The 13481-nt window shown below is 44.2% G+C and carries 10 protein-coding genes; all 10 read right to left on the bottom strand.

The genetic code is table 11. The features are described 5' to 3' along the window. Positions 1–42: 42 nt before the first annotated feature. The 10 genes from NSQ55_RS18280 to rpsB all read right to left on the bottom strand — a co-directional run bounded on the left by NSQ55_RS18280 (position 43) and on the right by rpsB (position 13334). Complete coding sequence (locus NSQ55_RS18280; protein WP_076182626.1) at positions 43–4371, bottom strand: PolC-type DNA polymerase III; 4329 nt, start codon at positions 4369–4371, stop codon at positions 43–45. Positions 4372–4637: 266 nt separating this feature from the next. Further along, on the bottom strand, positions 4638–6086 hold the full coding sequence (gene proS / locus NSQ55_RS18285; protein WP_076182631.1) for a proline--tRNA ligase: 1449 nt from the start codon (positions 6084–6086) through the stop codon (positions 4638–4640). 25 nt (positions 6087–6111) lie between these two features. Further along, positions 6112–7386 carry an RIP metalloprotease RseP gene (gene rseP / locus NSQ55_RS18290; RefSeq protein ID WP_076127839.1) on the bottom strand — a complete coding sequence of 425 codons (1275 nt, stop codon included), beginning with the start codon at positions 7384–7386 and terminating at the stop codon, positions 6112–6114. Positions 7387–7633: 247 nt separating this feature from the next. Continuing rightward, on the bottom strand, positions 7634–8773 hold the full coding sequence (locus NSQ55_RS18295) for a 1-deoxy-D-xylulose-5-phosphate reductoisomerase (protein WP_076307726.1): 1140 nt from the start codon (positions 8771–8773) through the stop codon (positions 7634–7636). A 21-nt stretch (positions 8774–8794) separates the two neighbouring features. Next, on the bottom strand, positions 8795–9598 hold the full coding sequence (locus NSQ55_RS18300; RefSeq protein WP_076127836.1) for a phosphatidate cytidylyltransferase: 804 nt from the start codon (positions 9596–9598) through the stop codon (positions 8795–8797). Positions 9599–9618: 20 nt separating this feature from the next. Then, complete coding sequence (locus tag NSQ55_RS18305; RefSeq protein WP_076127834.1) at positions 9619–10386, bottom strand: isoprenyl transferase; 768 nt, start codon at positions 10384–10386, stop codon at positions 9619–9621. Between the two features lie 78 nt (positions 10387–10464). Further along, entirely contained in the window at positions 10465–11019 is a 555-nt protein-coding gene (frr, locus tag NSQ55_RS18310; protein ID WP_076127832.1) for a ribosome recycling factor, read from the bottom strand. Then, positions 11019–11747, bottom strand: a complete 729-nt coding sequence (gene pyrH, locus NSQ55_RS18315; RefSeq protein ID WP_036688491.1) for a UMP kinase — start codon at positions 11745–11747, stop codon at positions 11019–11021. Before pyrH ends, frr begins: the two co-directional genes overlap by 1 nt. A gap of 102 nt (positions 11748–11849) precedes the next feature. Next, entirely contained in the window at positions 11850–12500 is a 651-nt protein-coding gene (gene tsf / locus NSQ55_RS18320) for a translation elongation factor Ts (protein WP_036688492.1), read from the bottom strand. 132 nt (positions 12501–12632) lie between these two features. Then, on the bottom strand, positions 12633–13334 hold the full coding sequence (rpsB, locus tag NSQ55_RS18325) for a 30S ribosomal protein S2 (protein WP_036688493.1): 702 nt from the start codon (positions 13332–13334) through the stop codon (positions 12633–12635). Between the last annotated feature and the right edge of the window lie 147 nt (positions 13335–13481).

Raw genomic sequence — 13481 nt, forward strand, 5'->3', positions numbered from 1 at the left:
GAGCACTCTTTTCTAGCCATGAAATAAGTGTTGTTAAAGCCTTTAAAATAGGGAAAGTTGATTGCTTTCCGGTAAGCCGCGGAAGCAGCCCATGCCGGTCAGCAGCTCAATAACTGTCTTACTTGCCTTTGATTTCTGCTGGAAATCTTCAATAGACAGGAACTCGCCAGCATCTTTCGCAGCAGCTATGTTGATAGCAGCATTCTCACCAATTCCCGCTAAAGCAGAAAACGGAGGGATCAAACTCTTGTCATCAACAATAAACTTATTCGCTTCTGAGCGGTAAAGATCAATGTTTTTGAATGTAAACCCACGTGCCGTCATCTCCAAAGCCATCTCAAGGACAGGCAACATAGCCTTTTCCTTAGGCAAAGCTTGAAATCCTTTTTGCTCAATTTCTACGATCTGACGGCTGATGGCTTCATACCCCTTACAGCACAATTCAATATCAAAATCTGCTGCACGTACAGAGAAATAAGTCGCATAATATTCAATAGGATGATACAGCTTGAAGTAGGCGGTACGCACTGCAGAAATTACGTATGCAGCAGCATGCGCCTTCGGGAACATGTATTGAATCTTTAGACAAGAATCAATATACCATTGTGGGACCTTGCACTTTTTCATTTCCTCGATCCATTCGTCAGACAAACCTTTACCTTTACGAACACTCTCGGTAATTTTAAAGGCCAAGCTCGCATCCATTCCCGCTTTATAAATTAAGAAGAGCATGATGTCATCACGACAACCGATAACGGTCTTAATGTTACAAGTGTTATTCTTTATAAGCTCTTGAGCGTTACCAAGCCAAACTCCAGTACCATGAGACAAACCTGATATTTGCAGTAAGTCAGCAAAGCTGGACGGCTTCGACTCAATAAGCATTTGACGTACGAACTTGGTACCCATTTCGGGCACACCATAGGTCGCAACCGGTGATCTGATTTCGTCAGGTCTTACTCCAAGTGCATCTGTAGAGTTAAACATGCTCATTACTTTCGGATCATTCATCGGGATAGAAGTTGGATCAACACCTGTCAAATCCTGAAGCATCCGCATCATCGTCGGATCATCATGACCCAGAATATCAAGCTTCAGCAAATTCGCGTCAAAAGCGTGATAATCAAAGTGTGTGGTCTTCCATTCAGCATTGACATCATCCGCCGGGAATTGTACTGGCGTAATATCTTCTACCTCCATATAGTCTGGAACAACGACTATACCACCCGGATGCTGTCCCGTACTACGTTTAACGCCTGTACAGCCAGCCGCCAGACGGCCAACTTCAGCTCCACGCCAACGTTTCTGGTGCAGTTCTTCGTATTTTTTTGCAAATCCGAAGGCTGTCTTCTCAGCTACGGTACCAATCGTTCCGGCACGGAATACATTTTTCTCACCAAACATTTCTTTGGTAAAGTTATGTGCATTCGGCTGATATTCCCCTGAGAAGTTCAAGTCGATATCGGGGACTTTATCCCCTTTAAATCCAAGGAAGGTCTCGAACGGAATATCCTGGCCTTCACCTTTGAGCTTCTGACCGCAATCCGGGCAGACTTTATCTGGTAAATCGAATCCGCTCCGCACACTACCGTCCAGGAACCATTCATTATGGCGACACTCGGGGTTTAGGCAAATATAATGCGCAGGCAAAGGATTAACTTCTGAAATCCCAAGAAATGTAGCTACTACAGAAGAGCCTACGGAACCCCGCGAGCCTACGAGATACCCATCCTGATTTGACTTTTTAACAAGACGTTCAGAAATCAAATAGTTGGCAGAGAACCCGTATTTAATAATCGGTGCAAGCTCTTTCTCCAAACGGGCAATAACTACCTCAGGCAGCTCTTCACCGTAAATGGATTTGGCAGTATTGTAGCAGGTCTCGCGAATTTCTTCGTCCGCCCCGTCAATAATTGGTGTAAATAGCTTATCTGGAAATAGCTCCAGTTCTTCAAAACGCTCCGCCAGCTCAACTGTATTTGTGACAACGACTTCCATCGCTTTTTCAGCACCAAGAAATTCGAATTCAGACAGCATTTCATCTGTTGTGCGGAAGTGTGCATCCGGTTTGCGTTGGTCTTTAAGCGGACTAAAGCCCGTGATCCCATTAATCGTAATATCACGATACAGCTTGTCCCGGGGTTCAAGATAATGCACATTCCCCGTTGCGATAACAGGTTTATTCAACTGTTCCCCTATTTCGCAAACCTTCCGGACTACATCGCGAAGCTCATCAGGGCCTGCTACAAAGCCCTTGTCCACCAAGTGCATGTACATGGTCAATGGCTGAATCTCCAGCACATCATAAAAATGAGCAACCTCCATGGCTTCCTCAGTCGTTTTGTTGAGTACTGCTTCAAAAAACTCTCCACGTTCACAACCGGAAATCACGAGCAGTCCATCTCTATGCTCTTCCAGCTTGGATTTCGGAATACAAGGTACACGTTTGAAATATTCCGTATGTGACATGGAAATGAGCTTATAGAGATTTTTTTTCCCTATTTGATTTAGTGCATAAATATTACAGTGGAACGGTCTTGTGTTCGAAAGATCATTACCCACATAATCGTTTAGTCGATCAAGGCGGGTCATGCCCTTCATCTTTTCAGCATCTGCGAGCAATCCTGTTAATATACCGCCGAGTGCTATGGTATCATCAATCGCACGGTGATGGCTTTCCAGAAGAACTTTATATTTATCGGCTAATGTGTTCAGCCTGTGATTCTTCATGCTTGGATATAGTAACCGCGCGAGCTCAAGCGTATCAAGAGATGGATTCGGAAGCACAGGTTCACCTATTTTACGTAACGAGGCCTGAATAAAACCCATATCAAATCTGGCGTTATGAGCTACAAGGATACTATCACCCACAAATTCAACAAACTTACGCAGCACTGGTTCAAGATCCGGAGCATCCTTAACCATTTCATCCGTAATATTGGTCAATTGCTGAATATGATAAGGGATTTTCTCATGCGGATTAACAAAAGTAGAATAACGGTCTACTTCTTTGCCTTCGCACATTTTAATGGCCGCCAGCTCCGTAATATTATTGCGGGTAATCGATAAACCCGTGGTTTCTATATCAAACACTACATAGGTAGCTGTCTTCAAGTCCAAAGGCTGAGCGTTCTCGACAATATTCACAGAGTCATTCACAACATTAGCTTCCACACCATAAATCATTTTTATCTTATGCTTATGAGCTGCATGGTTTGCATCAGGAAAAGCCTGAACGCCGCCATGATCAGAAATCGCAATCGCAGGATGACCCCACTGGGCAGCTGTTTTGACATAGGTAGTGATCGGAGTGACCGCATCCATCGTACTCATCGTAGTGTGAAGGTGGAATTCCACCCGTTTCTTAGGAGCTGTATCTTTACGCGCAGGCGGTGCCTTAACTTCCGTTAAATCTGAAGGGATCATCACGAGCTCAGGAATCTGCATAAAACGGTCATATTCTACTTTCCCGCGTGCTCTTACCCATTTGCCATTAGCTAGCTGACTCATAACCTTCAGATCATCTTTAGTCTTCGCGAACATCTTCATTTGTAGAGAATCCGTAAAATCGGTCAGACTGAAAGTGAACAAGGTACTGCCATTGCGAAGCTCCTTACGATCCAGACCAAAAATGGTACCCTGAATTGTAATTTTCTTCTCTTCATCTTGAATTTCAAGAATCGGCACGGCCTGTTCCTTAATTTCATACCCCACTTGAAGCTTAATTACTTCATTAGGATCGCTATCATCAGCAGGAGCTTCTGTTTCCACAGCAGTCATCATCTGCTCAACGATCTCGCGTTGTTCTTGCTGAAGCTTTTGCTGAAATTCTTCGAATGCTTCAACATTATTATTTTCGTTCTCCGCCATTAGTAATTTAACTTTTAAGGAGAGACCGAAATACTTATCATAAAATTTAATAATTGCTCCATCGATGCCTTTTTTGCGAGCCAACTCCATCGAAGTGGAATCACTCATCGTTAACATTAAAGTATCCTCTTTAAGCTCCTGTGAGGAGCGGGTCAGCCAGCCGTTTACCGATGGGATCTCCCGATGTACCCACTCCAGAAACAGTCCCCAATATTCCTGGACAAGCTCCGCTCTGCTAACCTTCTCATCATATAGGAACAAAAAGCTTACTTTAGCTATATGCTGTAGCTTCTCACGCATTCTAAGGCAAAATGTCCGATATACCTGTGCTGGAACCAGACTTTCTTTCGCAATAATGATTTGCCAGTCCCGATTACCGCGACTGATCTCAACACGTTCTATATACCCATCCAAAAAGTAGGGGTCCATGATTGCAGGCGGAATTTCACCCTGCTTCATCAAGAGCTCGAACCTTTTTCTTCTCTCCTGGTTTTGTTCCATGCTTTCCTCCCACCTTTAATAACCCAGTTAAAACTATCCATGATATACAGTGAAAGTACAATATGATAAGAAGAAACGATGTAGTCGACTTTTAAAGACGACAACTGTTTCTCGTAAAAATATAAGAATTTATAGCGAAAACCTATAAATTCTTATATTTTAAAAAGCTTCTGGTTTCAAAAAGCATTGGGTTCTTACGGCCCGCCGACTCCTCTCGCCAGAAGCTAAATTAAAATACTACAAGACTGTTGATCGGTGCCTAATGATTAATACGCCTTTGCAAAAACCACAGTATGCTTGGCTGGTTGGCCACAGCATATGCAGACTTGCTTAGTCTCCGCTGGATCAAAAGGAATATTGCGGCTACCCGCACCTGTCTCTTCCTTAACTTTGGACTCGCATTCTTCGGAACCACACCATCCCGCTAGAGCAAATCCACGTTTTTCGTCCATCGAAGCTTTCATTTCCTCCAAGGAATCCACAGAATAGAAGTGGTCCTCACGGAATTTCAGCGCACGTTCGAACATTTCCTTGTGAACCTGTTCAAGCATTGTTTGAACCTCTTCTACGAGGTTCTCCTGTTGAATAACCTTCTTCTCACCGGTGACACGTGAGACGAGAACGCAGACGCCATTCTCCATGTCACGTGGTCCAAGCTCCAAACGTACTGGCACTCCACGCATTTCATATTCATTAAACTTCCAGCCTGGGGTAACATCTGAACGATCATCCACACGTACACGAACGCCAGCATTCTTCAATTCCTTGAACAGCTCGTCCGTCCGCCCAATCACAGCTTCGCGGGTCTTAGGAGGTCCGATAGGAATCATAATAACTTGCGTTGGAGCTACCTTAGGCGGCAGAACAAGACCGCGGTCATCTCCATGCACCATAATCAGGGAGCCAATCAAGCGAGTGGTTGAGCCCCATGAAGTAGTGTGTACATACTCCAAATTATTGTCACGGCTTAAATATTGAATCTCAAAAGCTGTGGCAAACTTGGTGCCGAGGTAATGTGAAGTAGCAGCCTGAACAGCGCGTCCATCCTTCATCATCGCTTCAATAGAATACGTATCTACCGCACCGGCAAAACGCTCGGAAGGTGTCTTTTGTCCGGTAATAACCGGAATGGCAAGATAGGTCTCGACAAAATCACGGTAGTTATCCAGCATCCGCATAGTTTCTTCACGAGCTTCCGCTTCATTCTCATGCGCGGTATGCCCTTCTTGCCAAAGAAACTCAGTAGTGCGGATAAATGGCAATGTACGTTTCTCCCAACGAACCACGTTCGCCCATTGATTGATAAGTACAGGAAGGTCACGATAAGATTGAATCCATTTGGAGTACATGTGGCCAAACATGGTCTCTGAAGTAGGACGAACTGCGAGACGTTCCTCAAGTACATCACCACCCGCTTCTGTTACCCATGGCAGCTCTGGATTAAAGCCTTCAATGTGATCCTTTTCCTTCTGAAAGAAACTCTCTGGAATGAACACTGGAAAATAAGCGTTTCGATGCCCAGTTTCCTTGAGGCGACGGTTCATTTCCTCCTGAATATGCTCCCATATTTCATAGCCTTCTGGCTTAAATACAATACAGCCACGAACAGGAGAGTAATCCATCAAGTCTCCTTTTTTAATAACATCAATATACCAGCGTGAGAAATCCTCGCTTTGCGGCGTGATTTCCGTAACGAATTGTTTATCTTTTGCCATGTAATGGAATGCCTCCCGAAGAAAATTAGCCGCTGATCAAACGTAAAATATCATTATACGTAACAGCAATCATTAATAAAAATAGCAGTGCAAAACCTACAAAGTGAACCATGCCTTCATGACCCGGATCCACAGGTTTGCCACGCAGTGCCTCTACACCTAGGAATGCCAGACGGCTTCCATCGAGTGCCGGAATCGGCAAGAGGTTAAATATCCCCAGATATAGACTCAAAATAGCGGCCCAGTATGTAAGATACTGAATACCTTGTTGAGCAATTTGACCGGTTACCTCAAACGTACGAACCGGACCTCCAATATCATCCATATTGAATTTATTGATCAATTGTTTAAAGCCCAAAAAGATAGCTTCTGTCGTATCGACCATAGCTTTTCCTGAACCTGTTATCGTCTCGCCAAAACCAGCTTTACGAGTAGGCAGCTCAGGAGTGATGCCTATTTTACCGCCTTCTTGCCCTTCCATACTACGAGGAACTAGCGTAACGTTAAGGGTTTCCTCTCCCCGCTGCAGCGTCCAGTTCATTTCTTTCCCTTTGGACTCCGAGGTCAAGCTAATCATTTTTTGGTAATCAGCACCGATCTTCTCACCATTGATGGAGACAATGATGTCGCCCTTTTGGAGTCCTGCTTCTTGCGCAGGCATTCCTTCGGAGACGTCGCCAATCTTAACAAAAGTAGGATTTTCAACTTGAATACCGACCATTTGCAAATGGATGGCGAAGAGTACAAAGGCTAACAGAAAGTTCATCACAGGACCCGCAACAATAGCCAACGCACGCTGACCCACGGTCTTGCTGCCGAATTGACGATCTTTAGGTGCAATTTGTGTCTGTTGCGTTCCTTTAATCATCATCGCTTGCGGATGAACATCATAAGTTGTAACTTCTCCGTCCACATCTAAGGTAATCTGCAATTTATCCTCGAGATCGGTATTCAGCGCCTCACCACGGATAACATTTCTACGGGTGTCTAGTGCATCCAGATAAATGTTTTTAACTTTATTGTCTTGTCCGAGCCTTACCGCAATGGTCTGTCCAGAACCTATCTCGACAATCTCAGGATCTTCACCAGCCATGCGGGCATAACCGCCAAAAGGCAGTAAGCGAAGAGTGAACTGAGTCTCATTCCGTTTATAAGAAAACAGTTTCGGACCGAAACCGATAGCAAATTCCCTCACGAGAATACCGGCGCGTTTGGCAAAATAATAGTGACCCCATTCGTGTACAGTCACAAGTACAAAAAACATGAGCACCGTTAAAAAAACGACCTGAACCATTTCCAAACGTATCATCCCCCTTTAGGTGTAAGACCGAAGTATGTCCTCTTAATTTATCATTATTCTCCGATCAGGCACAAGAGAATCAACTGTCCCAACCTATTTTTAGGGCAAAGTAAGTATTTCCATTCAAGCAATAACGCCATCGGTGTCCCTTAAGGAGACGGTACGCGTTTACGCGAGAAATATAAGGATAATGTATAAAGTGAAACTTATACTTTCTTATATTTTGAAAAGGATATCTTTCTACGTTCTACAGCGTAGCTGCCAGTTCTCGAACACGTCTATCACAGGATTCAATTTGTTCCAGATTCGGATTATGCTCGTTATTATGACGATCTAGCACTTCTCCGATAATCTCCTCAATACGCAGGAACGAGATCTCATGACTCAAGAATCGAGCAACAGCTATTTCGTTCGCAGCATTAAAAGCTGTAGTCGCCGTTCCACCAGCTTTTCCACAATCTATCGCTAGCTTCAGTGCAGGGTAACGTTCAAAGTCCATTTCACGGAAGGTCAAACGTCCTATCTCAGCTAACGACAACCGCTGTGCCGGAGATTCCCAACGAGCTGGATAAGTAAGTGCATATTGAATCGGGACACGCATATCGGGATTGCCAAGCTGGGCAATAATACTGCTGTCACGGAATTCAACATAAGAGTGAATGATGCTCTCCGGGTGCAGCAGCACATTCACTTGTTCATACGGAAGACCGAATAACCAATGTGCTTCAATAACCTCTAGGCCCTTGTTCACCATTGTAGCAGAATCTATCGTTATTTTCGCGCCCATGCTCCAATTCGGATGACGAAGCGCATCTTCTACCGTCACATCCTTAAGCTGATCACGCGTAAAGTCACGGAATGAGCCGCCGGATGCTGTTAAAGTAATGTAGGCAATATCTGAGATGTTCTCGCCATTGAGACATTGATAAATAGCTGAATGCTCACTATCAATCGGCAACAGCTTAACTCCCTTACGATTAGCGAGATTAGTGACCAAATGTCCGGCCGTTACTAATGTCTCCTTATTGGCGAGTCCAATATGTTTGCCGGCTTCAATTGCGGCTAGTGTTGATTGAAGCCCTACGCTTCCCATAACAGCCGTTACGACTATTTCGGCATCGCCGCCAGCCGCCACTTCAACAAGCCCTTCATTCCCGCTGTAAAGCTCTATACCAGAAGGTAGGCTGGATCTAATCTCATCTGCCAGCTCTTTCGTTGCCACAGAGACTCTACGCGGGTTAAAACGACGAACTTGCTCCAGTAATAATGCTGTATTTGTTCCGGCCGCCAAGCCATCTACTTCAAAAGAGTCTGGGTGCATTGCGATGACATCTAGAGTCTGAGTGCCGATCGAACCCGTCGAACCTAGAACACTTATTTTTTTCATAGTTATACTCTCTCCCTTCGTTTAATAGTAAGGCATAAGCATTACAATATGTACGAATGGAAATACGATAATCCAGCTGTCACATCGATCAAGAATACCGCCATGCCCTGGCAAAAGTGTACCTGAGTCTTTAATGCCATACGCACGTTTATAAGCTGACTGCACAAGATCTCCAAGCTGTCCTAATATCGCACAAGAAAGCCCAATAAGCAATGCTCGTCCTATCGTCAAGTGTTCAGGAGCAAGCAGCGCAAACACGATAGAAATAAGCATCGAGATCAGTACCCCGCCAACAGCACCTTCCACCGTTTTGTTAGGACTGATGGCCGGCCAGAGCTTGTTCTTGCCAAAGCTTCTGCCTACAAAATATGCCCCCGCATCACTGCCCCAAATGCAGAACAGGAGCAAAAAAGTCCAGAACAAACCATGTCCGTCATCCGATGCACGAGCCACGGCCATATAAGAGAAGCCCATTCCAATGTATACAATACCAGTAAACAGCAAGGCTGTTACTCGAATATCTAATTTATTTTTAGTAAAAACGGTGACCAGAAGGAACAATAACAGCAGAATCCAAATCCCTTGCTCCCAGGACAACGGCTCATTAACACCAAGCAAATTCCATGGGATCATGAAGCTTAGAATAGCTGCGTAACCCAGAACAGTAGTACCGGAAAGCGTAGGAATACCTATCATTTTGACAAATTCATAAAAACCTATAAGAGCCATAGCAATAAGCAGAACCTGATACGGCCAGTTTCCCAGTACACATAACCCTAAAAATAATACTCCGGCAACAATTCCGGTAATCAATCGCTGCTTCAAAGGTTCCATCTCCTAACAAGCTACTTCAGTCCACCATAACGGCGTGTTCGTCGTTGATATTCAGCAACGGCCTGATGCAAATGCTCTTTGTCGAACTCAGGCCAGTACACATCAGTAAACCACAGTTCACTATAGGCAACCTGCCATAACATAAAATTGCTAAGCCGAATTTCTCCGCTTGTACGTATCAGCAAATCAGGATCGGGTAAACCAGCAGTTAATAGTCTGTTGTTAATCAACTCTGATGTAATTTCTTCTGGCGACAATATACCAGCTTGGATATCTTTCCCTAAACTGCGCATACAGCCTTCTATTTCATTGCGTCCACCATAGTTAAGAGCAAAATTTAAGATCAATCCAGTATTCTCTTTTGTTCGAGCTACCGCCTCTTCCATAGCCTTACGGGTATATGAAGGTAAAGCGTCAGCGTCACCCATCATGCGTACTTGAACATTCTTCTCGATTAGCTCATCAAGCTCAATCGCCAGAAACTCCCCAGGCAAACGCATCAAGTAATCGACTTCTTCTTTCGGGCGTATCCAGTTTTCTGTCGAGAACGCATACATCGTTAAGTATTTAATACCTAATTCGTCTGCAGCGATCGTAGCACGTTTGACAGCCTTCATGCCGTTCTGATGACCCATAACGCGCGGTAAGCCGCGCCGTTTAGCCCAGCGTCCATTACCATCCATTATCACAGCCACATGCCGGGGAATGTTATCCGGTGAAATCTCGACTGACTGTTGCCTGTCTTTACGGCTCAGCCACGCTTGAATCCGTTTGATCATTTCCGTTTCCTCCAAGCTCTTATCAGAAAGAGACAAACCCCACCATTAACGGAGGGGCCTTAAGTCTCTTGAATATCATTAAACTTCCATAATCTCTTTTTCTTTGGAAACAAGCACTTTGTCAACTTCGGCTATGAACTTATCCGTTGTTTTTTGAATGTCTTCCTGATGGCCACGGGACTCATCTTCAGAGATACCGTTTTTCTCCATCTTTTTAATATCATCGTTGGCATCACGGCGAATGTTGCGGATCGCTACTTTCGCTTCTTCACCAAATTTCTTAGTCAGCTTAACCAAGTCCGTCCGACGCTCTTCAGTCAGCGGAGGGATAGAAAGACGAATAATGGTGCCGTCATTGGCAGGTGTCAATCCGATATCGGATTTCATGATCGCCCGTTCAATATCAGACATCGATGTTTTGTCCCACGGCTGAATCAACAGTGTCCGGGAATCCGGAGTACTAATGTTGGCCAGCTGATTAATTGGAGTAGGTGCCCCGTAATATTCAACTTGAATACGATCGAGAAGCGATGTTGTTGCACGTCCTGCACGTAATGTCGCCAAGTCACGTTTCAGCGATGAAATCGCTTTTTCCATACGCTCTTCAGCATTTTTTTTGACCGATTGTGGCATTAATCTACACTCCCTTTAACAATCGTTCCGATCTTCTCACCGAGAACGACACGTTTGATATTGCCTTGTTCTGTAATGGCAAATACAATGAGCGGTATATTGTTATCCATGCATAAAGATGAAGCTGTTGAATCCATAACACCGAGGTTTTTGTTCAGAACATCCATATAAGTAAGCTGTTCGAATTTCTCAGCGGTACTATCTTTGAACGGATCAGCAGAATATACTCCATCAACCTTATTTTTCGCCATCAGAATAACTTCTGCTTCGATCTCTGCCGCTCTAAGCGCTGCAGTAGTATCTGTTGAGAAGAATGGGTTACCTGTGCCTGCTGCAAAAATAACAACACGGCCCTTCTCCAAGTGGCGAATCGCACGACGACGAATGTATGGTTCAGCAATTTGCTGCATCGAGATCGAAGTCTGTACTCTTGTTGGCACATCGATTTGCTCCAATGCATCCTGCAGTGCAAGTGAGTTCATTACTGTTGCCAGCATGCCCATATAATCTGCAGTAGCGCGATCTATGCCGCTTGCGCTGCCCGCGATCCCGCGCCAAATGTTCCCCCCGCCACAAACAATCGCAACCTGAACGCCAAGTTCTACAACTTCCTTGATCTGTTCAGCGATGGAAATAATCATGTCGGCATCAATACCATATCCGTTTTGTCCTGCCAAAGACTCTCCACTTACCTTAAGGACTACTCTCTTAAATACCGGCTGTTCCAAATGTATACCCTCACTTTCTGCAAAAGACGGAACACTACGTGTACGTGTTCCGCTCTTCTGATGCTTGCCTTTATTCAATTCTTCACATTTATGATGAAACTATTATTGATTAACTTGTGCCATAACTTCTTCAACAAAGTTATCCACTTTCTTTTCCAAACCTTCGCCTAGTTCAAAACGAGCAAAACGACGGATCGAGATGTTTTCTCCGATGGTGCTGATTTTTTCATTCAACAATTGGGAGATTGTTTTGTCAGGGTCTTTAACGAAAGTTTGCTCAAGCAAGCAATATTCTTCGTAATATTTACCAATACGTCCTTCAACCATTTTTTCAATGATTTTCTCAGGCTTACCTTCGTTCAAAGCTTGAGCTTTCAGGATTTCTTTTTCTTTTTCAACATCTTCTTGTGGAACTTCTTCACGACGAACATAACGCGGGTTTGCTGCAGCGATTTGCATAGCGATATCGCGAGCAAATTCCTTGAAGGAATCTGTTTTACCAACAAAGTCAGTTTCGCAGTTGATTTCTACAAGTACACCAATACGGCCGCCAGCGTGGATGTAAGATTCTACAACGCCTTCAGTAGCAATACGTCCTGCTTTGTTCGCTGCTGCGGACAGACCTTTTTCACGAAGCAATTCTGCTGCTTTAGTGATATCGTTATTAGCTTCTTCAAGCGCTTTTTTACAATCAAGCATACCAGCGCCTGTTCTTTCACGAAGTTCTTTTACTGCTTTTGCATCAACTGCCATTGTTTATTCCCTCCAGGTAATTGTCGTTTTCTTACATTATTCAAGGCCTTTATCCTAAAAAAAGGGCAGTGAGAGGTTATCCACCTGCCAACCACCCTTTTCATTTAAGTTCTTGTATGTGTTAGTCGCTACTTAAGCAGTAGTTGTGTCTTCGCCTTGGTGAGCTTCAACAACAGCGTCTGCCATTTTACCAGTCAACAATTTAACAGCGCGGATAGCGTCGTCGTTACCTGGAATTACGTAGTCGATTTCGTCTGGATCACAGTTAGTATCAACGATAGCTACGATTGGAATACCCAATTTGCGAGCTTCTGCAACTGCAATACGCTCTTTACGCGGGTCAATGATGAACAGCGCGCTTGGAAGACCTTTCATGTTCTTGATACCGCCCAAGAATTTTTCAAGACGATCTTTCTCTTTGCGAAGAAGGATAACTTCTTTCTTAGGTAGTACTTCAAAAGTACCGTCTTCTTCCCAAGATTCCAATTTCTTCAAGCGATCAATACGCTTTTGGATAGTTTGGAAGTTAGTAAGAGTTCCGCCCAACCAACGTTGGTTAATGAAGAACATACCGGAACGTTCTGCTTCTTCTTTTACGGAATCTTGAGCTTGTTTCTTTGTTCCTACGAATAGGATTGTGCCGTTGTCACCAGCGACGCTTTTTACAAAGTTGTAAGCTTCCTCTACCTTTTTGACTGTTTTTTGCAAGTCAATAATGTAAATTCCGTTTCTTTCAGTGAAGATATAACGATCCATCTTTGGGTTCCAACGACGAGTCTGGTGACCGAAGTGTACCCCAGCTTCTAGAAGCTGTTTCATGGAGATTACTGCCATCTTCACACACCTCCTAAGTTTGGTTTATTGTGTGTCTCCTCCGCCATGCGTCATCTTTCAGCAAGACTTTCTTCAGAAGAAAGCACCCCTTGTCGAAATCAACCGGCGTGTGTTTTAACACCGTCAATTACTATACCATATTATCTC

It is taken from the genome of Paenibacillus sp. FSL H7-0943, assembly GCF_037963265.1.
Taxonomy (GTDB): domain Bacteria; phylum Bacillota; class Bacilli; order Paenibacillales; family Paenibacillaceae; genus Paenibacillus_AQ; species Paenibacillus_AQ odorifer.

Bases quoted from the DNA above. Each gene is read 5' to 3' on its own strand.
- NSQ55_RS18305 (WP_076127834.1), bottom strand. From the start codon at position 10,386: ATGATCAAACGGATTCAAGCGTGGCTGAGCCGTAAAGACAGGCAACAG.
- NSQ55_RS18295 (WP_076307726.1), bottom strand. From the start codon at position 8,773: ATGAAAAAAATAAGTGTTCTAGGTTCGACGGGTTCGATCGGCACTCAG.
- proS (WP_076182631.1), bottom strand. From the start codon at position 6,086: ATGGCAAAAGATAAACAATTCGTTACGGAAATCACGCCGCAAAGCGAG.
- tsf (WP_036688492.1), bottom strand. From the start codon at position 12,500: ATGGCAGTTGATGCAAAAGCAGTAAAAGAACTTCGTGAAAGAACAGGC.
- rpsB (WP_036688493.1), bottom strand. From the start codon at position 13,334: ATGGCAGTAATCTCCATGAAACAGCTTCTAGAAGCTGGGGTACACTTC.
- frr (WP_076127832.1), bottom strand. From the start codon at position 11,019: ATGCCACAATCGGTCAAAAAAAATGCTGAAGAGCGTATGGAAAAAGCG.
- NSQ55_RS18280 (WP_076182626.1), bottom strand. From the start codon at position 4,371: ATGGAACAAAACCAGGAGAGAAGAAAAAGGTTCGAGCTCTTGATGAAG.